20 protein-coding genes and 1 pseudogene are annotated in these 22484 nt (G+C 71.6%); 9 read left to right on the top strand and 12 right to left on the bottom strand.

Annotation, left to right across the window (positions count from 1 at the left end; translation table 11 throughout):
- The first annotated feature begins 37 nt into the window (after positions 1 to 37).
- Positions 38 to 775 carry a carbon-nitrogen hydrolase family protein gene (locus OG897_RS08005; RefSeq protein ID WP_266654225.1) on the top strand — a complete coding sequence of 246 codons (738 nt, stop codon included), beginning with the start codon at positions 38 to 40 and terminating at the stop codon, positions 773 to 775.
- Here the strand turns inward: OG897_RS08005 and OG897_RS08000 are convergent.
- Entirely contained in the window at positions 759 to 1559 is an 801-nt protein-coding gene (locus OG897_RS08000; RefSeq protein ID WP_266654223.1) for an EI24 domain-containing protein, read from the bottom strand. The genes OG897_RS08005 and OG897_RS08000 overlap by 17 nt on opposite strands.
- A gap of 91 nt (positions 1560 to 1650) precedes the next feature.
- The gene (locus tag OG897_RS07995) at positions 1651 to 2292 is read right to left on the bottom strand and encodes a maleylpyruvate isomerase N-terminal domain-containing protein (RefSeq protein ID WP_266654221.1); all 642 of its coding nucleotides are present in this window, start codon (positions 2290 to 2292) and stop codon (positions 1651 to 1653) included.
- Positions 2293 to 2527: 235 nt separating this feature from the next.
- On the opposite strand from OG897_RS07995, the gene OG897_RS07990 reads away from it, so the two are divergent.
- The 3 genes from OG897_RS07990 (at position 2528) to OG897_RS07980 (ending at position 6508) form a co-directional block, all read left to right on the top strand.
- Positions 2528 to 2746, top strand: coding sequence for a hypothetical protein (locus OG897_RS07990; RefSeq protein WP_266654219.1), 219 nt, complete (start codon positions 2528 to 2530; stop codon positions 2744 to 2746).
- Positions 2743 to 3825 carry a hypothetical protein gene (locus OG897_RS07985; RefSeq protein ID WP_266654217.1) on the top strand — a complete coding sequence of 361 codons (1083 nt, stop codon included), beginning with the start codon at positions 2743 to 2745 and terminating at the stop codon, positions 3823 to 3825. The genes OG897_RS07990 and OG897_RS07985 overlap by 4 nt, the downstream gene beginning before the upstream one ends.
- A gap of 106 nt (positions 3826 to 3931) precedes the next feature.
- Entirely contained in the window at positions 3932 to 6508 is a 2577-nt protein-coding gene (locus OG897_RS07980; protein ID WP_266654215.1) for a M14 family zinc carboxypeptidase, read from the top strand.
- Positions 6509 to 6758: 250 nt separating this feature from the next.
- Here OG897_RS07980 and OG897_RS07975 read toward each other — a convergent pair whose 3' ends face one another.
- Both OG897_RS07975 and OG897_RS07970 read right to left on the bottom strand, forming a co-directional pair.
- Positions 6759 to 7187 carry an organic hydroperoxide resistance protein gene (locus OG897_RS07975; RefSeq protein WP_266654213.1) on the bottom strand — a complete coding sequence of 143 codons (429 nt, stop codon included), beginning with the start codon at positions 7185 to 7187 and terminating at the stop codon, positions 6759 to 6761.
- A 68-nt stretch (positions 7188 to 7255) separates the two neighbouring features.
- Entirely contained in the window at positions 7256 to 8281 is a 1026-nt protein-coding gene (locus OG897_RS07970) for an NADP-dependent oxidoreductase (protein WP_266654211.1), read from the bottom strand.
- Between the two features lie 195 nt (positions 8282 to 8476).
- On the opposite strand from OG897_RS07970, the gene OG897_RS07965 reads away from it, so the two are divergent.
- From OG897_RS07965 to OG897_RS07950, 4 genes and pseudogenes are all read left to right on the top strand, one after another.
- The gene (locus OG897_RS07965) at positions 8477 to 8998 is read left to right on the top strand and encodes a hypothetical protein (RefSeq protein ID WP_266656665.1); all 522 of its coding nucleotides are present in this window, start codon (positions 8477 to 8479) and stop codon (positions 8996 to 8998) included.
- A gap of 143 nt (positions 8999 to 9141) precedes the next feature.
- A pseudogene (locus OG897_RS07960) lies at positions 9142 to 10173 on the top strand (rod shape-determining protein); the annotation flags it as partial.
- A 280-nt stretch (positions 10174 to 10453) separates the two neighbouring features.
- On the top strand, positions 10454 to 12034 hold the full coding sequence (locus tag OG897_RS07955) for a GAF domain-containing protein (protein WP_266654209.1): 1581 nt from the start codon (positions 10454 to 10456) through the stop codon (positions 12032 to 12034).
- Positions 12035 to 12078: 44 nt separating this feature from the next.
- On the top strand, positions 12079 to 12705 hold the full coding sequence (locus tag OG897_RS07950) for a LysE family transporter (protein ID WP_266654207.1): 627 nt from the start codon (positions 12079 to 12081) through the stop codon (positions 12703 to 12705).
- 187 nt (positions 12706 to 12892) lie between these two features.
- Here OG897_RS07950 and OG897_RS07945 read toward each other — a convergent pair whose 3' ends face one another.
- Genes OG897_RS07945 through OG897_RS07910 form a run of 8 tightly spaced genes read right to left on the bottom strand, consistent with a single transcriptional unit; the run spans position 12893 to position 21417 of the window.
- Positions 12893 to 13750 (bottom strand): amidohydrolase, encoded by an 858-nt coding sequence (locus OG897_RS07945; protein WP_266654205.1) that lies wholly within the window; start codon positions 13748 to 13750, stop codon positions 12893 to 12895.
- Positions 13747 to 14715, bottom strand: a complete 969-nt coding sequence (locus OG897_RS07940; RefSeq protein ID WP_266654203.1) for an aldo/keto reductase — start codon at positions 14713 to 14715, stop codon at positions 13747 to 13749. Before OG897_RS07940 ends, OG897_RS07945 begins: the two co-directional genes overlap by 4 nt.
- Positions 14712 to 15488: an SDR family NAD(P)-dependent oxidoreductase gene (locus OG897_RS07935; RefSeq protein WP_266654201.1), complete on the bottom strand. Its 777-nt coding sequence runs from the start codon at positions 15486 to 15488 to the stop codon at positions 14712 to 14714. Before OG897_RS07935 ends, OG897_RS07940 begins: the two co-directional genes overlap by 4 nt.
- On the bottom strand, positions 15485 to 16852 hold the full coding sequence (locus OG897_RS07930) for an L-fuconate dehydratase (protein WP_266654199.1): 1368 nt from the start codon (positions 16850 to 16852) through the stop codon (positions 15485 to 15487). Before OG897_RS07930 ends, OG897_RS07935 begins: the two co-directional genes overlap by 4 nt.
- Positions 16853 to 16870: 18 nt before the next feature.
- Entirely contained in the window at positions 16871 to 17725 is an 855-nt protein-coding gene (locus OG897_RS07925; protein ID WP_266654197.1) for a fumarylacetoacetate hydrolase family protein, read from the bottom strand.
- 50 nt (positions 17726 to 17775) lie between these two features.
- On the bottom strand, positions 17776 to 18780 hold the full coding sequence (locus OG897_RS07920) for an ABC transporter permease (protein ID WP_266656663.1): 1005 nt from the start codon (positions 18778 to 18780) through the stop codon (positions 17776 to 17778).
- Between the two features lie 31 nt (positions 18781 to 18811).
- Complete coding sequence (locus OG897_RS07915; protein ID WP_266654195.1) at positions 18812 to 20338, bottom strand: sugar ABC transporter ATP-binding protein; 1527 nt, start codon at positions 20336 to 20338, stop codon at positions 18812 to 18814.
- Complete coding sequence (locus OG897_RS07910) at positions 20335 to 21417, bottom strand: sugar ABC transporter substrate-binding protein (RefSeq protein ID WP_266654193.1); 1083 nt, start codon at positions 21415 to 21417, stop codon at positions 20335 to 20337. Before OG897_RS07910 ends, OG897_RS07915 begins: the two co-directional genes overlap by 4 nt.
- Before the next feature lie 198 nt (positions 21418 to 21615).
- Here OG897_RS07910 and OG897_RS07905 point away from each other — a divergent pair, with 198 nt between their 5' ends.
- A complete protein-coding gene (locus OG897_RS07905) occupies positions 21616 to 22356 on the top strand; it encodes a FadR/GntR family transcriptional regulator (RefSeq protein WP_266654191.1) in 741 nt (246 codons plus the stop codon).
- Positions 22357 to 22484 lie beyond the last annotated feature (128 nt).

Raw genomic sequence — 22484 nt, 5'->3', positions numbered from 1 at the left:
ACGGGTACGGGAACGGCTACTGGAACACTGGGCTTCCATGCGCATAGCCACCGCCCAGTTCTCCGCCCGCCCCGGTGACATCACCGCCAACGTCGCCACCATGGCGGCTTTCGTGCGGGAGGCCGCCGCGTCGGACGCACGCCTCACCGTCTTCGCCGAACTGACCGTCACGGGTTACGAGTTGGAGCTGCTGACCGCGTCGCCCGGCCTGTGGATGAGCGGCCCGGATGACCCCCGCCTGACCCCCGTCCGGGCCGCCTGCCGCGAGACGGGCACGGCAGCCGTCGTCAACTGCGCCTCCGCCGGACGCCTGATGACCTTCGTGTACGGGCCAGAAGGCTCGCCCCTCACCACGTACGCGAAGCGCCACCTCTTCGAGGGCGAACGGAAGCTCTTCGAGGCGGGCTCGGCCCCCGGCCGCTTCACCCTGGACGGCACCCGCATTGCCCTGGCCACCTGCTACGACAACCACTTTCCCGCGCTCGCCGCCGAGGCGGTGGCGGACGGGTGCGGGCTGTGGCTGGCGAGTTCCCTGTACGGGGTCGGGGGCGGCGAGGAGGAACGGTCGACCCTCTACCCCGCCCTCGCGCGGGACTTCGGCCTGCCGGTCGTGCTGGCCAACCACGCCGGACCGGCGGGGCCGTGGACGGGATGCGGGCGCAGTGCGGTGTGGGGCGCGGGCGGCGGACTGCTGGCGGAGGCCCCGGCGGAGAGGCCGGGGCTGGCGCTCGCGGACGTACCTCTGGTACTCAGCCCACTCAGCCCGCTGCCGTAGCCGCAGAATCGGCGTCGTCGCTCTCCTCGTCGTCGATCGAGGGCTCGTCGAGGAGGTCGCGGGCCATCAGGGTGGCTCCCGCGACGGCCCCCGGCATCAGGAAGACGGCCACGAACGGCACCAGGTACGCGAGCGTGAGCGGCACGCCGAAGCCGAGGATCATCGAGCGGCGGCTCCTCAGCAGGGCCAGCCGCTCCTTGAGTTCGATGCCCCTGCGCTGGAGGGCGACGGCGGTCAGCTCCTCGGTGAGGAAGAAGCCGGACACGCAGAAGCCGAGGACCGGGACGACGGTCTGCCCGATCACCGGGATGAAGCCGCACGCGAAGAGCAGGATCCCGTAGAACAGCACCCGCACCAGCACGCGGAGGCTGTCGCGCGCCGAGATCCACAGCTCGCGGCCGAGCGAGAGCCCGGACTCGGGCGCGGTCCCGTCGGGCGACCGGGACTTGTCGACGCGCTCGGACAGGGCCTCGTAGAAAGGCTGCCCGACCAGCAGGGTCACGGCGGTGAAGGTGACGACGGCGAGGAAGAGGGCGAGCGCGAAGAGCAGGACGCGGAGCAGCCCCCGGAAGATCTTCAGCCAGGTCTCGCCCCAGCCGTCGGCGAAGGGGGTCGCCCAGGCGACGAAGTCGTCGGACCAGGCGACGAGGCCGACGAGGGCGGCGACGTACAGGACGAGCGTGACGAGACCGGGCAGCAGCCCGAGCCCGTAGCTCCGCCCGTGCTGCGACATCCACCGCTGGCCCTTGGCCAAGTACCTGAAACCCACCCCGAGATCTCTCATGCAAACAGAGTAGAGGGGGGTTGGTGCCCTGGTGGGAGGGGTCACGGGCACACGCTCACGAGCGGGGAGGGTGCGTGCCCGCGGCACTCGACTACAGGACCCGCAAGGCGTGATGCGTGTCCCGCTCGCTGCGGGAGAGCGCGTGCAGGACGGCCTGGTCGCCGTGGCGGTCGCGGGCGGCGGCGACGAGGACGTCCACGGCGACGGCGAGTGTCGCGTCGGGGGTCTCGGACGGGGCGTCCACGCTCAGGGCGAGGTCTTCGAGGTGGACGGCGAGTTCGACGCAGCGCGTCCGGAGGTAGCCGTCGAGGAGCATTTCCTCGCCGGGGCGGTGGAGTACGGCCACGCGCCGGTCGGCGGGCTCGCTGTGGAGGCGGGGCTCCAGCCGTTCCCAGGCCGCACGGGCCTGTTCGGCGACGACGGCGGGGCCTGCGGCAGCGGTCTCCTCGCTACGGGCGCGCACTCCCGTGTTGAGTGCGGAGTCGTACTCGGTCGTGCCGACGAGGCGGCCGTAGTAGCGCACGGCGGAGACGGGTTCGGCGTCGGCGACCGGGCCGTCGAGGAACCACTCGACCTGGAGGACGCTGTTCGCGAGGTGCCCGGCGAGGGCTCCGACGGACATGCCGGGGAGCACGGACCCGGCCTCCCAGCGCTGGGCCACTTCCCCGGTCCCGAGCAGCCGCACGGCCTCTTCGGCGGCTTGCGCGTATGCCTTGCGTACGTGATCAGTCATGCGGGGGATCTTGGCAGGGGGGTGGGGCGGGCGACAGGGAGTGTCCATTCCTTGGACCGTACGTCCGCGATGCGGGATTCGGCAGGGGGACTCAGGCTCCGAAGCCGGTCCCGCGCACACCTCACGCTCACCGCCACCACCCTCCGCATCGTGGTCACCGACGCACGCGGGGAACGGCTTCCCGTGGCCCGGGTCGCCGCCCCCGACGAGAAGTTCGGGCGGCGGGCCGGCCCTCGTGTCCAGGCTCGCCGCGCGCTGGGACGTCGTGACGCCGACCGTCGGCAAGGAGGTCTGGTGCGAGCTGGACCTGAAGCCGGACGCCTTCTGGCCCCACCGGCTGGGCCCGCCGAGCGGGAGCGGGTCGTACCCCTGTGTGATTATTTCGTGGGCCGCCCTGGGGGGAAACCGGAGCGGGGACGAGAGGCAGCGAGAGCTGTACGGGGAGTCAGTGTGAGTACGGGTACGGCGGACGACGGGTCTTCGGTCTCCGAGGAGGAGTGGGAGCGGTTTCTTCGGGACTCCGTGAACGGGGTGCCGGACGCCCCGAAGGAGCCCTCCGCGCGGGCCCGGCAGGTGACGCGGCGGTTGCGGGAGGAGCCGGGGCAGGCCGTGCCCTGGCGGGCGCACGCGCCGAGCGGGCCCAGGCGGCGGTTGAAGGCGTGGCATGTCGTGGCGGTGGTGGCCGCGTTGGGGCTGCTGTGGGTGGCGTTGACGCCCGGCAGCCTGGCCGGGTGGTTCGGCGGGGACGGGGGGCGGGGCGTGGTCGCGGGTGAGCCGAGCGCCGGGTTCGAGACCGGTTCCCGTCAGCAGCGCGGCACCGTGGAGGAGCCCTTCCGGGGGTCGCCCGCCGCGCTCTGGGCGGATGGGGCGGCCGGGATCTCCGTGCCCGCCGCCAAGGCGGTCGGGTGGATGAGTGCCGCGCAGGTGGAGCAGGCGATCGAACAGACGCGGAAGTTCTTGTTCGAGGGGAATCTGGACGCGGGTGTGTTGCGGGGGAAGCGGCCCGACAAGGCCATCGCGCTCGTCAATCCGAAGCAGGAGGACATGCCCCGCTTCTTCGAGCGGGCCTTCACCAGGCCGGACGAGAAGCACGATCCGTTGTTGCTGTTCAGCAGGTTCGACAGCGAGAAGACGCGGCTGGTCGGGGACGTGGTGAAGGTGCGGGGGCAGCTGAGCGTGCGGGAGGGCGAGCGGGGTGCGCTGGTGGTGGCCAGCGACGTCACGTACGTGTATCCGGTCGTCAAGGCGGCTGCCGGGAGCGACGACGTCGTGCGGACCGTCGTGCGGCGTGAGGTCGTGGCGAGTTGGGACGACCCGGCGAAGGTGCGGACCGTGCCGGGGACCTTCTCGCTGATCTCGTACAAGGTGAACATGACCAACGGGGGGTGCGACGGTAAGCACACCGGGTACTTCGCGCCCGAGTTCGGACCGCGGGCGCCGGGTGAGGGGCCGGGCCTCGACCCGTACGACCGGAGCAAGGCCGTGACCGGAGACGGCCCCGACGGGGCGTGCGGGAACGCGACCCGGTCGTAGGGCTCATTACCCATACCCCCTTGTGTCACCCGCGTTCAGCCGGTAGACCGCTGCGTACCGATCGACGACCGATCTTCCGCAGTCCCACCCGGAGGTACGCACGTCCATGACCGTACGCATACCGAGACCCGTGCTCGTCGCCACCGCCGCCCTCGCCGGGGCCGCGCTCATCGTCCCCGCCACCGGAGCGCAGGCAGCCCCCGGACCCAAGGGGGACAAGAAGCACGAACGCCCCGACGCGGAAAGGGAGTTGAGGGGGCCTGCCGCGCGGACCGGGGAAGGTGCCGCCGAGCGGGCCCTCGGGGACGCGGGGGTGCGGCACGGGAGCCGGACCGACGGCTTCCCCCGGCACACCCGGCTCAAGGAGCCCGCGCCCAACCCGGCCGACAAGTCGATCAAGTTGGGGCTGACGCCGTACCACGCGATAGCGCCGAAGCTGAATCAGCTGCAGAAGCAGAGCGACCGTGTGAGCGTGGAGCTGGCCGGGAAGTCGGCGGGTGGGCACGACCTGTACCTGGTGACCGTCACCGCGCCGGAGAGCCGGCGGGAGGCCGGGCGGCAGGAGCAGATGCGGGAACTGATCGAGAACTCCCCGGCGAAGGCCGCCAAGGACCGTGAGATAAAGGCGGATTACAAGACGCCGCTGTTCGTCAACAACAACATTCACGGGAATGAGTGGGAGGGGACGGATGCGTCCCTGAAGCTCATAGGCGAGCTGGCGTCCGCGAAGGACGCCAAGACGCGGAAGATGCTCGATGAGAATCGGCTGTACTTCAACGTCACGGCGAATCCGGACGGTCGCATAGCCGGGACGCGGGCGAACTCCAACGGCTTCGACATCAACCGCGACTTCATCACCGCCACCCAGCCCGAGGCCCGCGCCATCAGGCAGATCGCCATCGACAAGCAGCCCGCCGTCATGCTCGACATGCACGGGTACGTCAACGGGACGCTGATCGAGCCGACGACCCCGCCGCACGGGGAGAATTACGAGTACGACCTCTTCCTGAAGAATTCCTACGCGAACGCGCTGGGAATGGAAGCCGCTGTGAACGGGCTCGGGTACACGCCTGCCAAGGACGGCGTCGACCCGGCCGTCATTCCCTTCCGGGACCAGAAGGAAGGGTGGGACGACTGGCCGCCCGTCTTCACCCCGCAGTACATGCCCTTCCAGGGTGCGGTCGCCACGCACACCATCGAAATCCCGTTGCAGGTCAACAACGAGGAGTACGACAGCCAGCCCGTGGCGGAGCTGCGGCGGCGGTCGGCGATCAATACGGACATCGCGGGTGCGGCCATCAAGGCGGCCATCGACTACACCGCCACGCGCCGGACGTCCGTCATCGCCGACCAGATCGAGACCTTCCGGCGGGGCGCGACCGGGGCCAAGCAGGTGCCCGTCTCCGAGGAGACCGTGCCCGGCGTTCCGGGGATCGGCCCGGAGGACGTGTACACGACCGAGTTCCCGAGCGCGTACGTCATTCCGGCGGGCGGCGACGGGCAGCGGTCGGGCGTGGCGGCGGCGCGGCTCGTCGACCACCTCGTGGCCAACGACGTGAAGGTCGAGCGGGCGCTGCGCAGCTTCCGTGCGGGCGGGAAGAGCTACCCCGCCGGGTCGTACGTCGTCGACATGAAGCAGCCCAAGCGCGGGGTCGCGAACGTGATCCTGGCGGACGGGCGGGACATCAGTGCCGACGTCTCCGTGATGTACGACATCTCCGGGTGGAGCCTCGGGCTGCTGTGGGGTGCGAGCGTGGACCGCGTCGCGAAGGGGGCCGTCGAGGTTCCGAGCCGCAGCGTGCACGCCGCTTCCGCGACCGGGTACGTCGCTCCGCGGGGGGACTTGCAGCTGCGGCTGGACGACCCCAAGGAGGTCGCCGCCCTCAACTCCCTGCTGGCCGACGGTGTGAAGGTGCGGCGGGCCGCCGACGGGACCGCCGTGGTTCCCGGGTCGGCGCGGTGGAAGGCCGTCCGGCTCGCGGACCGGTTCGGGGTCGCGTTCCACGCGACGCGCGCCAAGGGCGTCTCGGCGATCGGACGGACCCGGGTGGCGGCTGCCGTCTCGCCCGGTGAGCTGTTCGCACTGCGGGAGATGGGCTTCGACGTCACGCCCGTGTCGACCGACGTGCTGAACGCGGGATTCGACTGGAAGAAGGCCGACACGCTGTACGTGTCGGCGGATCTGGAGTACGGGAAGCTGAAGGCGGCGGCGAAGGCCGGGCTGGACGCCTTCCTGAAGGAGCACGGAGTGGTGGGACTCGGCGACGCGGGCGCGCAGTTGAACGCCGACGCCCAGCTGATCGCCGCCACGGCCGTGCAGGGCAACGGCGACGCCAACGGTGTCGTACGGGTCGACAACGCGGCGGGCAGCGCGGTGACGGGTGGGGCTCCCTCGCACACCTTCGTCTTCTCGCCGATGTGGTTCACCGGGCTCGGGAAGGGCGTTCGCGCCGATCAGTCGTACGGGAAGGCGGGCGGCAACCCGCTCGTCTCCGGGCACTGGCGTGCGGGCGAGGACGGCAAGGGCGGACCGAAGGACGCGGCGGGCCGGGCGGCCGTGGTCAGCGGGACGTCGGCAACGGGGGCGCAGGTCGTGCTGTTCGGCACGCAGCCGCTGTTCCGGGCGCACCCGAAGGGGGAGTTCGCGCAGGTGGCGCGGGCACTGTACGTGACGGCTGGGTGAAGGTGGCTGCGGCCTGGGTGGGTGGGGGCTGGGGTAACTGCCGGGGACTCCGCCCCCGGGCCCCGGCCCGCCTTCGGCGGGGTGTGGCCCCTGCCCCGCCCCTTCACCTCAAGCGCTCGCCGCGCGGCTGTCCCGCAACCGTGCGGGTGTGTCGTGGCTGGGCGCGCGGTTCCCCGCGCCCCTGAAGGGGCACGGAAAGAGGGGCCGCACCTTCCGAGGTGCGGCCCCTCTTTCGTTTACGACGAGAACATCAGGCGACGGAGAGTTCGACCTTGATGTTGCCTCGGGTGGCGTTGGAGTACGGGCAGACCTGGTGGGCCTTCTCGACCAGGGACTTGGCGGTGGCCTCGTCCACGTTCGGGATGGTGGCCGAGATCGCGACCTCCAGGCCGAAGCCGCCCGCCTCGGTCGAGCCGATGCCGACCTTCGCGGTGACGGTCGAGCCGGTGATGTCGACCTTCTCCTTGCGGGCGACAACGCCGAGCGCACCCTGGAAGCAGGCGCTGTAACCGGCGGCGAAGAGCTGCTCCGGGTTGGTGCCCGCGCCGCTGCCGCCCATCTCCTTCGGCGGGTTGACGACCACGTCGAGCTTGCCGTCGTCGGTGGCGACCCGGCCGTCACGGCCGTTCTCGGCGGTGGCGACAGCGGTGTACTTGACGTCGATCTTCTGGATGGACATACGAGTAGATCCTCCTGCTTGGTTCGCCAACGACTCGCGCCCACGCGCCGTGACGGTGTGGGGAGAGCTTACTTGTTGAGGCTGACGATCATCTTGCCGGTGTTCTGGCCGCGCAGCATGCCGAGGAACGCGTCCACGTTGTGCTCGATGCCCTCGACGACCGTCTCGTCGTACTTGAGCTCGCCGGACCGGATCCAGGCGGAGACCTCGCGGACGAATTCCGGCTGGAGCGCGGCGTGGTCGCCGACCAGGATGCCCGTCAGGCGCAGGCGCTTGCCGATGATGGCCATCATGTTGCGCGGGCCGGGGACCGGCTCGGTCTCGTTGTAGCCGGAGATCGCGCCGCAGAGGGTGGCGCGGCCGTGCACGGTGAGGGAGGAGATGGCCGCTTCGAGGTGCTCGCCGCCGACGTTGTCGAAGTAGACGTCGATGCCCTCGGGGGCGGCCTCGCGGAGCTGCTCGGCGACGGGGGCCGCGTCCTTGTAGTTGAAGGCCGCGTCGAAGCCGTACTCCTCGGTGAGGAGCTTGATCTTGTCGGTGGAGCCCGCGGAGCCGATCACGCGCTTGGCGCCGCGCAGCTTGGCCATCTGGCCGACCTGGCTGCCGACCGCACCGGCCGCGCCGGACACGAAGACGGTGTCGCCCTCCTTGAAGGAGGCCACCTCGAAGAGGCCCGCGTACGCGGTGAGGCCCGGCATGCCGAGGACGCCGAGGTACGTGGAGAGGGGGGCGAGCTCGGCGGAGACCTTGGTGGCGTAGTCCGCCTTCAGGTCCGCGTACTCGCGCCAGCCCAGGTCGTGCAGGACGTGGTCGCCGACGGCGAAGCGGTCGTCGCCCGAGGCGATGACCTCGCCGACCGCGCCGCCGGTCATCGGCTCGCCGAGCTGGAAGGGCGGGATGTACGACTTCACGTCGTTCATGCGGCCGCGCATGTAAGGGTCGACGGAGAGGTACAGGTTCCGGACCAGGACGCGGCCGGGGGCCGGGGCGGTGACGGGGGACTCGACCAGGGCGAAGTCCTCCGGCACCGGCCAGCCGTTCGGGCGGCGTACGAGGTGCCAGGCGTGGCCGGTGGCGGGGAGAGTGTTCGTCATGGGGATGCGGCCTCCGGGTCGACGCGTGGGTGACGCGTGAGTAACGCGTGATCAACGCGGGAAAACAACTTTAGGTTCTGGATGAACCTTGCTCCTCAATGTTTGAGATTGTCAAGTAAGTGGGGGTGTGGCGTGGCGGTGAGCCGTGGTGGTGCGCTCGGGCCGAGGGAGTTTCAGCTCGTGCTGTTGCGGAGGATGGCCGATCATCAGCCGGGGCTGGTGGAGGACGCGCGGATCGCGATGGGGGTGAGCCTCACCGACATGCGCGAGGTCAATCGGCGCTGGCAGGCGATGGTGCGGTCACCGAGGGCGCGGGGGGCGGTGGAGCGCTACCGGTCGGTGCTCGGGCCGCCGGAGGCGGTCGTCCGGCGGAAGGCCGGCGATCTTGAGTGCGAGGCGACGCAGTGGCGGGTGCCGCTCTGGCCCGACCTCCGGCTTGAGGTGATCACCGGGCCGGGCGGGGTGGCGTGGAACGAGTGGCTGGTACGGGCGCCGGGCGCGGCCGGGCCCGTCCTCACGTCCGCGGCGGACCTGGTGCCGTGGTCGGCGACCGTGGACGAGGTGGCGGGGGCCTTCGGGAAATTCGGTCCGGTACGGATGCTGGACGGGGCGGCGCCGACGCGGGCGCGGCTCGCGGTGACCCTGCCGGGCGGGGAGGCTCGGGTGGCGGAGTTCACCTGGGGTCTCTTCCAGGAACTGCGGGAAGCACCTCGTTGAGCGCGCGGGGCCGCGGAGGCGGGGGCGGGGTGGAGCCCCTGCGCACCTGACGCGGGGACACTTTCTGGCGCTGCGTCAGTTCCCGTAGCCCGTGCGGCTCACCCCAGCGCGCGCGCCCACGCCAGGACCCGCACGATGCGAGTATGACCGTCAGCCTTGAGCAGTTGCGCCGTTGCCATGTCGCCGTCGATCTGGGGGCCGCCAGGACCCGGGTGTTCGTGAAGGGCCTCGGCCTCGTGGTCGACGAGCCGAGCTGCGCCGCCGTCAACACCCGGACCGGCGCGCTCATCGCCGTCGGCGCGTTCGCGGAGCAGATGACCGGCCGCACCCCCGACTACATCCGGGTCGCCCGCCCCGTCTCCGGCGGCACCGTCGTCGACATCGAGATGGCGCAGCGCATGCTCCGCAGCCTCCTGGGCGACAAGCTCCGCCGCCAGCTGCGCCGCAAGCCCGGCCTGCGGGCCGCCGCCTGCACCCCGCACGACGCCGACCCGCTCGCCCAGCGTGCGGCCGTCGAGACGCTGGTCGGGATCGGGGCCCGCCGGGTGGAGCTGGTGGACACCCTCATCGCGGCGGCCGTCGGCTGCGGCCTCCCCGTGGAGCAGCCGTCCGCCACCATGATCATGGTGTGCGGGGCGGCGACCACCCAGGTGGCGGTGCTCTCGCTGGGGTCCATCGTGGCGGCGGAGCGCATCCCGGTCGGCGGCAACGCCATCGACCACGCCGTCGTGCAGCACCTGCGCCAGGCGCACGAGCTGATGCTGCCGTCGCAGTCGGTACGTCCCCTCCAGCTCGCGCTGCGCTCCAGCGGGCTCGCGGCGGGCGGTCCCGTGTCGACCGAGATCCACGGCCGGGACGTGGCGACGGGCCTGGCCCGCTCCGTGCACGTGGACACCGCCGCCGTGCAGCGGGCCATCCACACCCCGCTGACCGCCGTCCTCGACGGCATCGGGAAGATCCTGCGGACCTGCCCGCCGGACCTGGTCGCCGACCTCGGCGAGGCCGGAATCATGATGGTCGGCGGGAGCGCACTGCTGCCGGGCCTGGACCAGATGCTGCGGGACGCGACGGGCATGCCGGTGCGGATCGCCGAGCGGCCCGACGTGTGCGCGGTGCTGGGGCTCGGGGCCATGCTGGAGGGCCACATCGAACCGCTGGCGCTGGACCCGATGGCGGAGTCGCGGGCGGCCAGGAAGGCGGACTCCCGGGCAAGCCGCCGGGCGGACTCCCGGGCGGGCCGGAAGACGGCCCCCACCACGGACCCCACCACCGACCCCAGCACGGCCCCCGCCACGGACTTCCGGCTGGACACCGACCGGGCCTCCGCCGAGACCGCCGAGGCCCGGTCGGTGTCCTAGCCGCTCCGCAGGGCCCCGCCCCCCTGCGGAAACCCCGCACGCCTGGTTAAGGTCGTACAAAATCGGCACGTACCCGGCGAGAAGGAATCCGAGCCCGATGCACCAAGAGGGACGCGCGGCCCCCGGACTGCCCCGCCTGCTCGACGCGGTGCTCAGCGTCGGCGCGGACCTGGAGCTGCGCGGCACCCTCCAGCACATCGTGGACTCGGCCGTGGAACTCACCCGGGCCAGGTACGGGGCGCTCGGCGTGCTCGACGCCGAGCGGACCGGGGTCAGCGACCTGTACACGGCGGGCCTCGACGACGGGGCCCGGGAGCGGATCGGGCGGCTGCCCGACGGGCACAGCGGGCTGCTCGGCATCCTGGTGCAGGAGCCGCGCCCGCTGCTCGTGCCGAGGATCGGCGCGGACGTCCGCTCGGTGGGCTTCCCCGAGGGACACCCTCCGATGGACTCCTTCGTCGGGGTGCCGGTGCGCGTCGACGCGCTGGTCTTCGGGAACCTCTACCTGACGGACAAGCAGGACGGCACGTCGTTCACGCCCGACGACCTGTCCCTGCTGCGGGTCCTCGCCGCGCAGGCCGGAATCGCCATCGGCAACGCGCGCCTGTACGAGACGGCCCGTCTGCGCGAGGACTGGATCGAGGGCGCCGCCGCCGTCACCACGGCCCTGCTCAACGGCGGGACGTACGACGACGCGCTGATGACGGTGGCCGACAAGGCGCGGACCCTGTCCAAGGCGGCGGCCGGGATCATCCTCCAGCCGACCGCCGACGGCGGCATGGAGATCGTCGCGGCGGCCACCGGGCCCGGCGACGACGCGGCCGACTTCCTCGGTACGGAGATCGCGGCGGGCAGCCCCGTACTCGATCAACTCCTCGGCGGGGAGCCGGTGTTCGTGGACGACTCGGCGACGGACGACCGCATGACGACGGCCGTGCGGACCCGCTTCGGGCCCAGCATGCTGCTGCCCCTCCAGAGCGGCGGCCAGCTCATCGGCACGCTCGCCCTGCCCCGCCGGCCGGGCGCCGCGCCGTACACGGGGGTCGAACGGCTCCTCGCCTCGCAGTTCGCCTCGCAGGCGGCCCTCGCGATGGTGCTGGCCGACGGGCGCGAGGCCCGCGAACGGCTCGCGGTCTTCGAGGACCGTGACCGGATCGCCCGTGACCTGCACGATCTCGTCGTACAGCGGCTCTTCGCGACGGAGATGATGCTGGAGTCGACGCGTCGGCGGGCCGCGAACGGATCGGCGGCCGTCCCGGGGATGGACGAACTGCTCGGCCGGGCCGTCGACGAGCTCGACTCCACCATCCAGGAGGTCCGCACCGCCATCTTCGCCCTCCAGCAGCCCCCGGCCGACGCGCCGACGACCGTACGGGGAAAGGTCCTGCGGGAGACGGCGGGCGCGGCGGCCCTGCTCGGGTTCGCGCCGTCGGTGCACTTCGAGGGCGCGGTCGACGCACTCGTCCCCGACCCGGTGGCGAAGAAGCTGGTGGCGGCCCTGCGCGGGGCCCTCGCCGCCGCGCACCGCAGGGCGGGCGTCACGGCGGTGAAGGTGCGGGTCGACGCGAAGGCGGTGCTGGAGGACGGGCGGGAGGGCGTACGGCTGTCCGTGGCGGACGACGGGGAGGGCGAGGACGGGGGCCGGGGGAACGCCGTCACGTGGCAGGCACCGCTGTGAAACCCGGTCGCGCGCCGGGGCCCTGACCCCCGACAGTGGGCGCCATGAGCGAGCTGATGGCGCCCGCGCTGGCCGGTGCGGCGGCGGGTCTGGGAGTGGCGGTACCCGTCGGGGCGATGGGCGTCCTCCTCGTCCAGGAGGGCATGCGTGACCGCCGTGACGCCGTGGCCGCAGCGTCCGCCGTCGCGGTGGTCGACCTCGCGTACGCGGCCGTCGCCACGGCGCTGGGGCCGCTGGTCGCGGCGGCGCTGAGCGGGGTGGAGGCGTGGGTGCGGCTCGTTTCGGCGGGCGTGCTGATGGTGATCGCGGTACGGGGGCTGTGGGGGGCGCGGCGGTCCGTGGAGGCGGCTCCGCCGCGTCCGGGCGGCGCCGGGGGTGGTGCGGCCAGGACCTTCGCCCGTTTCGCCGCCCTGACTCTCGTCAACCCGACGACCGCCCTGTACTTCGCCGCCCTCACCACCGCGCAGGGGGCGGCGCTGGACGGGCCGGGGGCGGGGGGTCTCTTCGTGGCGGGGGTCTTCGTGGCGTCGCTGTGCTGGCAGCAACTGCTGGTCGCGGCGGCGGGGTTCGCGGGGGCCCGGATCTCGCCGGGGGTGCGGGCGTGGACGTTCCGGGTGGGGTTCGGACTGGTGGCGCTGTACGCGGTGAAGGTCGCGGTGCCGTTGCCGTGAGGGCGTGAGGGGTCAGGTGTGGTGCCGTGGGTCCGGTGCCGGGTCCGTGGCCAGGCGTGCGTGGGTGTGCATGTCGGCGTACTCCCCCGGGGCGGGCAGCGGCATCGCGCCACGGGCCACGCCCCCGGGGCGTAACCCGTGCGCAGGGCCACTTCGACGGGACCCGCACCCGTGGCTGAGCGCGCCCCTAGGTTCCGTATGTTCTCGCGGCGGTTCCGGAGAAGACGGCGGTTCGCTCGGGGGCGGAAAGGGATGCCGTCAACTCCCTTGCTGTGTCCAGGACTTCCGCATAGGTGGCGGCCAGGCGGCAGACCGGCCAGTCGGAGCCGTACATCAGGCGGGTCGGGCCGAAGGCGTCGAGGGCCACGTCCGCGTAGGGGCACAGGTCGGACACCTGCCAGTGGTCCCAGTCGGCCTCGGTGACCATTCCGGAGAGCTTGCCGACCACGTTGGGGAGGGCCGCCAGCTTCCGGACCCACCCCGCCCAGGGCTCCAACTCGCCCCGCACCATGGGTGGTTTGCCCAGGTGGTCGAGGACGAAGGTCAGGCCCGGGTGCGCCGCCGCCGCCTTCCTCGCGGCGGGGAGCTGGGAGGGCGTGACGACCAGGTCGTAGGCCAGGCCCGCTGACGCGACGGCAGCGAGGCCCCGGGCCACGTCGTCCCGCAGCAGCCATTGCGGGTCGGGTTCCGACTGGACCTGGTGGCGGATGCCCACCAGTGCGGATCCGCCCGGGAGGGAGCGCAGGCGGGCCAGTTCGTCGGCGACCCCGTCCGCCGTGAGGTCCGTCCAGCCGACGACCCCCGCGATCAGCTCGTGCGTGTCCGCGAGGGCCAGCAGTTCCGGGGTCTCGTCCGGGACCGTCACCGTCTGGACGACGATCGAAGCGGTCACGCCTGCCGCCGCAGCCTCCGGGAGGAGGTCGGCGAGGAGGAAGTCGCGGCGCAAGGGGGCAAGTTGGGGGCCGGTGATCCAGTCCTGGTCCCGTACCGACAGGTCCCACACGTGGTGGTGCGCGTCCACGATCCGCTCGGTCGAGGAGGTCACGGCGTCAGCAGCCCTTCGTCCTTCAGCTCGTCCCACAGGTCCGACGGTACGTCCCGCGCCAGCATCGCCGCAGCGTCCGCGGCCTCCGCCGCCGACCGCATCCCCACCAGCACGCTCGCCACCGCCGGGTGGCGGAAGGGGAAGTTCAGGGCCGCCGCGCGGAGCGGCACGCCGTGGGCCTCCGTGATGGACTTGATGCGCAGGGCCCGGCCCAGCAGGTCGACGGAGGCCGCCTTGTAGTCGTACGTCGCCCCGGGCTGCGGGTCGGCGAGGAGGCCGGAGTTGAAGACTCCGCCGATCACCACGCTCCGGCCCCGGCGCAGGGCTTCGGGGAGCAGGGAGAGGCCCGCGCGCTGGTCGAGGAGGCTGTAGCGGCCCGCGCACAGCACCACGTCGGCGTCCGTTTCGGTGACGTAGCGCTCCAGGGGCGCCACGTGGTTCATGCCCGCGCCGATCGCGCCGACGACGCCCTCCGCGCGGAGCCGTTCCAGGGCGGGATACGCCTCGCGGAGTGCCTGTTCGCCGCCGTCGCCGCACGCGTCCGCGTCGTGGAGGTAGACCACGTCGATGCGGTCCACGCCCAGCCGGGTCAGGCTGTCCTCGATCGACCTGCGCACCCCGTCCGCGCTGAAGTCCCAGACGCGGTGCTGGTCGGCCGCGACCACGAAGCCGTCGTCGAGGGAGGCCGGACCGCCGGGACCGCCCGGTTCGAGGAGTCTGCCGACCTTCGTGGAGAGGGTGTACGCGTCCCGGGGGCGGCCGCTCAGGGCCAGGCCCAGGCGTCGTTCGGACAGGCCGAGGCCGTAGTGCGGTGCGGTGTCGAAGTAGCGGACGCCCGCCTCCCAGGCCGTGTCGACCGCCGCGTACGCGTCGTCGTCGGTGACCTCCCGGAAGAGGTTGCCGAGCGTGGCGGCCCCGAAGCCGAGCGCGCTCACCGGGACCTTGCTGCCGCGGAGGGTCTTCACCGCGCCTCCGGGCGCAGTCGCAGTCCCTGCATGCCGCCGTCGACGGCGAGCGAGGCACCGGTGACGGAGGAGGCTGCCGGGCTCGCCAAGTAGGCGACGGCTGCGGCGACTTCGTCGGCGGTGACGAGGCGGCCCATGGGTTGGCGGGCGTGGAGCGCGGCGCGTTCGGCGGCCGGGTCGTCGGCCGCGTCCAGGAGGCGGCCGACCCACGGGGTGTCGGCGGTGCCGGGGTTGACGCAGTTGACCCGGATGCCTTCCCGTACGTGGTCGGCGGCCATCGCGAGGGTGAGCGAGAGGACCGCGCCCTTGCTGGCGCTGTACAGGGCGCGCTGGGGAAGGCCCGCCGTGGCGGCGATGGAGCAGGTGTTGACGATGGAGGCGTGCGCCGAATCCCGCAGGGCGGGGAGCACGGCGCGGGTGACCCGGACCATGCCGATCACGTTCACGTCCAGGACCCGGTGCCACTGGTCGTCGTCGTTGTCCTCGACCGTTCCGGCCGCGCCGATGCCCGCGTTGTTGACCAGGATGTCGAGGCCGCCGAGCGCTTCGAGTGCGGCTGCCGCCGCGGACCGTACCGACGCGTCGTCCGAGACGTCGGCCGTGACACCGAGCAGCGGGGCCCGCGCCCCCGACGGGTCCAGATCCAGTACGGCGACCTGCGCGCCCCGCGCGGCGAGCAGCCGTGCGGTGGCCAGGCCGATGCCGGAGGCTCCCCCGGTGACCAGCGCCTTGAGTCCTGCGAGTTCGGCTTCCGGCACGTCCGTCCCGCTCATGCGACGACCTCCTCGGTGATGCGTGCACCGCTCTGTGCGGCGGCGGCCAGGTCGGCGGCCCAGAACTTCCCGCCGGGGTAGGTGAATGCGGCGATCGACTCCGCGCGCATGGTCGCCGAGAAGCCGGGTGCGGTGGGGGCCGTGTAGTGGCCCTCGCGCATCACGACCGGCTCGGTGAAGTGCTCGTGGAGGTGGTCGACGTACTCGATGACGCGGTTCTCGGTGGTTCCGGTGAGGGCCACGTAGTCGAACATCGACAGGTGCTGGACCAGTTCGCACAGGCCGACCCCGCCCGCGTGCGGGCAGACCGGCACCCCGAACTTGGCGGCGAGGAGCAGGATCGCCAGGTTCTCGCCGACGCCGCCGACGCGGGCCGCGTCGATCTGGAGCACGTCGATGGCCCCGGCCTGGAGGAGCTGCTTGAAGACGATGCGGTTCTGGACGTGCTCGCCGGTCGCGACCTTGATGCCGGGGCCGAGGGCCTTGCGGATCGCCGCGTGGCCGAGGACGTCGTCGGGGCTGGTGGGCTCCTCGATCCAGTACGGGTCGAACGCGCCCAGCGCCCGCGTCCACTCGATCGCCTCGCCGACGTTCCAGCGCTGGTTGGCGTCGATGGCTATCCGGATGTCCGGGCCGACGGCGGCGCGGGCGGCCCGCATCCGCCGTACGTCGTCGGCGAGGTCCGCACCGACCTTCAGCTTGATCTGGGTGAACCCGTCGGCGACGGCCTGGTGCGCGAGGCGGGTGAGCTTCTCGTCGGAGTAGCCGAGCCAGCCGGGCGACGTGGTGTAGCCGGGGTAGCCGCGTTCGCGCAGCTCGGCCTCGCGTTCGGCCGCCCCGTGCTTGCCCGTGCGGAGCAGGTGGAGGGCGTCGGCGGGGCTCAGGACGTCGGCGATGTAGCGGAAGTCGATCTGCTGGACGAGCCACTCGGGGTCGGCGTCGGCGAGGAGCTTCCAGAGCGGCTTTCCGGCCCGCTTGGCGGCGAGGTCCCAGGCGGCGTTGACGACCGCGCCGATCGCCATGTGCATCACTCCCTTCTCCGGGCCGAGCCAGCGGAGCTGGCTGTCTCCGATCAGGGCCCGGCCCAACGTGCCGGGGTCGGCGCAGAGCTCGTCGACGGACCTGCCGATCAGGTGGGGCTTCAGGGCTTCGACGGCGGCGACCTGGACGTCGTTGCCGCGTCCGATGGTGAAGGTGAAGCCGTGCCCCTCGATGCCGTCGGGGGCGTCCGTACGCAGGATCAGGTACGCCGCCGAGTAGTCCGGGTCGGGGTTCATCGCGTCGGAACCGTCGAGCTCGCGCGAGGTCGGGAAGCGGATGTCGTACGTATCAACTGCCGTGATACGCGCGGTCGTTCTGGTCATGGTCACGTAGCGGGCCTCTCACGCCTGGGCGAAGGTCTGACGCTGGCTGCCGAGGCCGTCGATGGACAGCTCCACGGTGTCACCGGCACGCAGATAGGGGTTCTGGGGCAGGCCCAGGGCGACTCCGGCCGGGGTGCCGGTGTTGATGACGTCGCCGGGTTCCAGGACCATGTACCGGCTCAGGTACGCGACGACGTCGGCCACGCGGAAGATCATGTCGGCGGTGTGGCCGTCCTGGCGCTTGACGCCGTTGACGTTCAGGTGCAGCCGCAGGTCCTGCGGGTCGGCGATCTCGTCGGCGGTGACGAGCCAGGGGCCGAGCGGGTTGAAGGTCTCGCAGGACTTGCCGAGGTCCCACTGCGAGGAGAAGTCGAGCTGGAACTCGCGCTCGGAGACGTCGTGACTGACCGCGTACCCGGCGATGCAGGCCAGGGCCTCCACCGGCCCTTCGAGGTAGCGGGCGCGGCTGCCGATGACGACGCCGAGCTCCACTTCCCAGTCGGTGCGGGTGGAGTCGCGGGGGATCAGGACCTCGTCGTACGGGCCGACGACGGTGGACGGGTCCTTCATGAAGACGACCGGGCGGGGCGGGATGGCGGCCCCGGTCTCCTCGGCGTGGTCGCGGTAGTTGAGCCCGATGCAGACGACCTTGCCGGGGCGGGCGACCGGGGCTCCGGTACGGAGGGCGGCCGCGCCTTCGAGGAGGGGCAGGCCGCCGTTCTCGTACGCGGTGCGGACGCGGGCGACGCCGCCGCCCGCGAGGAAGGGGCCGTCGATGTCGGGCGTGATCCCGGAGAGGTCGTACACCTGGCCGTCTTCGGCGAGGAGGGCGGGGGTCTCCTGCCCTCGTTCGCCACGTCGCGTCAGTTTCATGGGGGTTGCTCCTCTGTAATCGTGCGCTGCGGGTGCTCGTGCGGTACGCGTCAGTCCTGGGCGCGGCCGGTGGTGACGCGGGCGATCATCAGGGCGATCAGGATGATCCCGCCGTAGATGGCCTGGATCCAGAAGGACGGCACCTGGGCCAGGGTCAGGAGGTTCTGGACGACGCCCAGCAGCAGTACACCTGTCAGCGCACCGAACATGGTGCCCTTGCCGCCGTCCAGGCTGATCCCGCCGATGACGGCCGCGGCCATCACCGTGAAGATCATGTTCTGCCCCTGGTTGGCGTTGATCGCGCCCACGTAGCCGGTCTGGATGAGCCCGCCCAGCGAAGCCAGCACACCGGCCGTGACGAACACCCCGAGCATGACCCGGTCGACCCGGATGCCCGCTGCCCTGGCCGCCGCCGGATTGCCTCCGATCGCGTACAGCGCCCGCCCCACCCGGTGGTACTTCAGGACGAAGCCCGCGATGCCGAAGCACAGGGCCGCGATCCACACGGACAGCGGGATGCCGACGAAGGTGGAGGTGGCCAGGGCGAAGAAGGCGTCCGGCATGCCGAACAGGGTCTTGCCCTCGGTCGCGCCGACGAGCAGTCCGCGCAGCACGATCAGCATGGCCAGCGTCACGATGAACGCGTTCAGCTTGAGCTTCACGACCAGCGAGCCGTTGAACGCGCCGATGAGCGCGCCGACCAGCAGGATCACCAGGATGCCGACGAACGTGGGCAGTTGGGTGCCGAACCCGGAGTTGAGCGCGGGCAGCACCAGCAAAGCGCCCATCGCGGGCGCGATGCCGACGACCGACTCCAGCGACAGGTCGAACTTGCCGGTGATCAGCACCAGCGACTCCGCCAGCACCACCATCGCGAGCGCGGCGGACGCGCCCAGGACGGAGATGATGTTGCCGCTGGTGAAGAAGGTCTCGTTGGTCAGCGCGCCGACCAGTACCAGCACCAACAGGGCGGGAACCAAGGCGAGTTCACGGGCCCGGCTGAGCAGCAGGGACTTCCTCCGGTCCGCGGCCGGCGCAGCTGTCCCGTCGAGCACCGGGCCCGCCGCCTTCGAGGCCGTCGTCGTGTCAGCCACGGTCTACTCCTTCTATGGATGCGATCAGCTCGTGGTCGTTCCAGCCGGCCGCGTGGTCGGCGACGACGCGGCCGTGGAAGAGGACCAGGACGCGGTCGCAGCGCCGCAGGTCGTCGATTTCGTCGGACACGACGAGCACCGCCGTGCCGTCCTCGCGGGCACTGTCCATCCGGGCGAGGAGGGACTCCTTGGACTTCACGTCCACGCCCGCCGTCGGGTTGATGAGGACGAGGAGGCGGGGGTCGGAGGCCAGGGCCCGCGCCATGACCACCTTCTGCGCGTTGCCCCCCGACAGGTCGGACACGGGCTGGTGCGGGCCCTCGGCGTGGATGTCGAGGCGCCGGATCAGCTCCTCGGCGACCGTCCGCTTCCTCTCCGTACGCACGAATCCGTACGATCCCAGCCGCCCCAGGACGGTCATCGTGGCGTTGTCGCCGATGCTCATCCCGGAGACGAGACCCTGGTCGTGCCGGTCGCGCGGCACGCACGCGACACCCGCCTTGAGGGCCGCGGGCACGTCGCCGAACGGCAGGTCCTGCCCGTCGAGTCGGGCACTCCCCCGCTCCGGTGCGTACAGCCCCGCGAAGGTCTCGGCCAGCTCGATCTTGCCGCTGCCACTCGTCCCGGCGAGGCCGACGACCTCGCCCTCGCGGACCGTCAGGTCGATGTCCCGGTACGCGGCCGAGCCGAGCCCGGTGACCTTCAGCCGCACCGGAGCGTCGGCCGTGACGTCCGAGCGGGCGGCGCTCTCCGCAGCAGTCACGGCCTCCCCCGCCATGGCCTCCACGAGGGCGGCGCGCGGGAGTTCGGCGACGGGTGCGGTGGTGATCCAGCGGGCGTCGCGCAGCACGGTGACCGTCTGGCACACCTCGTACACCTCTTGCAGGTGGTGCGAGATGAAGAGGAAGGTGACGCCGGACTCCTGGAGGGTCCGCATGCGGGCGAAGAGACGCTCGATCTCCTTGTTGTCGAGCTGCGCGGTCGGCTCGTCGAGGACGATGAAGCGGGCTCCGAAGGACAGGGCGCGCGCGATCTCGACCATCTGCCGGTCCTCGACCTTGAGGTCGGCCGTCCGGGCGTCGGGGTCGACCCTCACGTCCCAGGTGTCGAGCAACTCGGTTGCCTGCGCACGCAGTTGCTTCCACTTGATGACTCCGCCGAAGCCGGTGGGCTGGCGGTGGATGAAGAGGTTCTCGGCGACGGACAGCTCGGGTACGACGGTCGGCTTCTGGTACACGCAGGCGACCTTGCGCCGCCAGGCGTCCCGGTCGGAGAGTGCGGGTGCCGCTTCTCCGTCGAAACGGACCGTTCCCGCGTCGGGGGCCTGGAGCCCGGTGAGGACGGTCACGAGGGTGGACTTGCCCGCGCCGTTGCGCCCCACCAGGGCGTGCGACTCGCCGGGCATCACGGTCAGCCGGCCGTCCTTCAGGGCGGTCGTGGGACCGTACCGCTTGGTGATCCCGGACGCCTCGACCAGCGGTTTCAGGTCAGAGGCGTCGGCGCGGGTCACGGTGCTCACGTGACGTTGTTGCCCCAGAGGGCCTTGTCGTCGACGTTCTCCTTGGTCACCAGCGGAGCGGGCAGCTGGTCCTCCAGGAGACCGCTCGGGTGCTTGACGATCACCGAGCCGTGGTCGGTCGGGCCCTCCTTGAAGGTCTCGCCCGCCATCGCCTTCTTGATGTAGTACATGCCGTACTTGGCGTAGGTGTCGGCGGGCTGCGAGACGGTCGCGTCGATCTCGCCCTTGCGGATGGCGTCGAACTCCTGCGGGATGCCGTCGTTGGAGACGATCGCGATGTGCTTCGGGTCGCCGACCGGCTTGAGGAGGCTCTTGGACTTCAGGGTCTGGAGGGCGGGGGCGAGGTAGACGCCGCCTGCCTGGAGGTAGATGCCCTTGATGTCGGGGTTCTGGTTGAGGAGGGTGTCCAGCTGGGACGCCGCCGCGTCCGACTCCCACTTGGCGGGGATCTCCAGGACCTTCAGCTGGGGGAACTTCTCCTTGGCGCACGTACGGAACGCCTCCGAGCGCTCGCGTCCGTTGACCGATGCCAGGTCGCCCATGATCTGGACGACCTTGCCGCTCTGGAACTTCGAGCCGAGGAACTCGCACGCCTTCTGCCCGTACGCGACGTTGTTCGCCCGCACGATCATCGCGACCTTGCCCTTTTCGGGGGCCACGTCGACGGCGACGACCGGAACGCCCTTGCGCTCGGCCTGGTCGAGCCCGGCGGCGATGGCGGCGCTGTCGAGGGGGGCGACGACGAGGCCCTTCACACCCTGGTTGAGCTGGTTGTTGATGTCGGTGATCTGCTGTGCCGGGTCGGAGTTGGAGTTGACGGTCTTCAGAGCGTCGACCTTCTCCTCCTTCGCCATCTTCGGCACGTAGTCGTTGTACGACTGCCAGAACGGCGAGGTCAGCAGGGGCAGTACGACGCCGACCTTGCCCTCGCCGCCGGCCGTGCCCGCCTTGCCCGCGTCCTTGGTGCTGCCGCACGCGCTGAGCGCGAGGGCGGCGCACGCCGCGAGGGCCGCCACCCGTAGCGGCCGCGTCCTGATCGTCCCGGTCGTCCTTGTTGCCCTGCTCGCTGCCCTGCCCATGCTGACGGCTCCTCGGCTCCCTGCTCGAACGAACGGATTGCGCGCGCCGAATATTTATCAGACCTATCCGGGCCCACAACACCCCTCTGAGCCGATTTTCCCGAGAAAGAAGGCCAATTGGTCCGATCACTTGGATGATCGGGCAGAGTGAGCGGGGACGGCACCCGCCGCACCAGACACCCCCGCCGGAGGAGCCCCATGGCCACGTCCACCCCCGAAGCCACCCCCGAACCGGAGTCGGACGCCGCCCCCCTGAAGGGCGGTTCGGTCACGCAACGGGCGATCGAAGCCATCAAGTCCATGATCACGGACGGCGAGCTGGCACCCGGCCAACGTCTGCCCACCGAAAGGGACTTGGCGGTACTGCTCGGCATCTCGCGCAGTTCGATGCGCGAGGCGATCCGGGCACTGACCGTGCTCGGCGTGCTGGAGTCGCGGCACGGCTCGGGCATCTACGTCACGAGCCTGGAGGCCGTGGACCTCCTCGACACCTTCGGGATCGTCGCCGAGATCTCGCCGCAGCCCCGCCTGGTGGAGTTCCTGGAGGTGCGCCGCATCCTGGAGTCGGCGGCCACGGCGCTGGCGGCGGCCCGTATCAACCACTCGCAACTCGCGGACGTGGCAGTCCACTTGGCGGCCATGCAGGAGACGGACGACACGGAGGCGTTCCTCGCCGCCGACATGGCGTTCCACCGCACGATCACCCACGCGGCGGGCAACGAGGCGCTGGCCGCGATCGTGGAGGGCCTCTCCTCGCGCACCTTCCGGGCCCGGGTGCGCAGGGGCCACCAGGAGGCGGACGCGTTCGCCCGCACCCGCGAGGACCACGCGCGGATCTACCAGGCACTGGTGAGCCGGGACCCGGAGGCGGCCAGGGTGGCGGCGGCCTCGCACGTGGGGGCGGTGGAGGACTGGCTGCGGGGGCAGTTGGACGAGTAGCGCGGGCCCTCGTGCGCCCGACGCGGTGCGGGCCGCGCCGGATTCGGCGTGGCCCGCTGCGCGTACCCGTGACTCCGCTCATTCCTCGGACTCGGCCTCCCCGCTGCCGGACACCTCGCTGACGAGGG

Source organism: Streptomyces sp. NBC_00237 (assembly GCF_026342435.1).
In the GTDB taxonomy this organism is placed as follows: Bacteria; Actinomycetota; Actinomycetes; order Streptomycetales; family Streptomycetaceae; genus Streptomyces.
Note: the sequence above shows the minus strand (reverse complement) of the source record. Positions and strands in the feature narration are given on the sequence as shown.

Bases quoted from the DNA above. Each gene is read 5' to 3' on its own strand.
- OG897_RS07935 (WP_266654201.1), bottom strand. From the start codon at position 15,488: ATGAGCGGGACGGACGTGCCGGAAGCCGAACTCGCAGGACTCAAGGCG.
- OG897_RS07925 (WP_266654197.1), bottom strand. From the start codon at position 17,725: ATGAAACTGACGCGACGTGGCGAACGAGGGCAGGAGACCCCCGCCCTC.
- OG897_RS07955 (WP_266654209.1), top strand. From the start codon at position 10,454: ATGCACCAAGAGGGACGCGCGGCCCCCGGACTGCCCCGCCTGCTCGAC.
- OG897_RS08005 (WP_266654225.1), top strand. From the start codon at position 38: ATGCGCATAGCCACCGCCCAGTTCTCCGCCCGCCCCGGTGACATCACC.
- OG897_RS08000 (WP_266654223.1), bottom strand. From the start codon at position 1,559: ATGAGAGATCTCGGGGTGGGTTTCAGGTACTTGGCCAAGGGCCAGCGG.
- OG897_RS07930 (WP_266654199.1), bottom strand. From the start codon at position 16,852: ATGACCAGAACGACCGCGCGTATCACGGCAGTTGATACGTACGACATC.
- OG897_RS07905 (WP_266654191.1), top strand. From the start codon at position 21,616: ATGGCCACGTCCACCCCCGAAGCCACCCCCGAACCGGAGTCGGACGCC.
- OG897_RS07980 (WP_266654215.1), top strand. From the start codon at position 3,932: ATGACCGTACGCATACCGAGACCCGTGCTCGTCGCCACCGCCGCCCTC.
- OG897_RS07950 (WP_266654207.1), top strand. From the start codon at position 12,079: ATGAGCGAGCTGATGGCGCCCGCGCTGGCCGGTGCGGCGGCGGGTCTG.
- OG897_RS07965 (WP_266656665.1), top strand. From the start codon at position 8,477: ATGGCCGATCATCAGCCGGGGCTGGTGGAGGACGCGCGGATCGCGATG.
- OG897_RS07995 (WP_266654221.1), bottom strand. From the start codon at position 2,292: ATGACTGATCACGTACGCAAGGCATACGCGCAAGCCGCCGAAGAGGCC.
- OG897_RS07970 (WP_266654211.1), bottom strand. From the start codon at position 8,281: ATGACGAACACTCTCCCCGCCACCGGCCACGCCTGGCACCTCGTACGC.
- OG897_RS07975 (WP_266654213.1), bottom strand. From the start codon at position 7,187: ATGTCCATCCAGAAGATCGACGTCAAGTACACCGCTGTCGCCACCGCC.
- OG897_RS07910 (WP_266654193.1), bottom strand. From the start codon at position 21,417: ATGGGCAGGGCAGCGAGCAGGGCAACAAGGACGACCGGGACGATCAGG.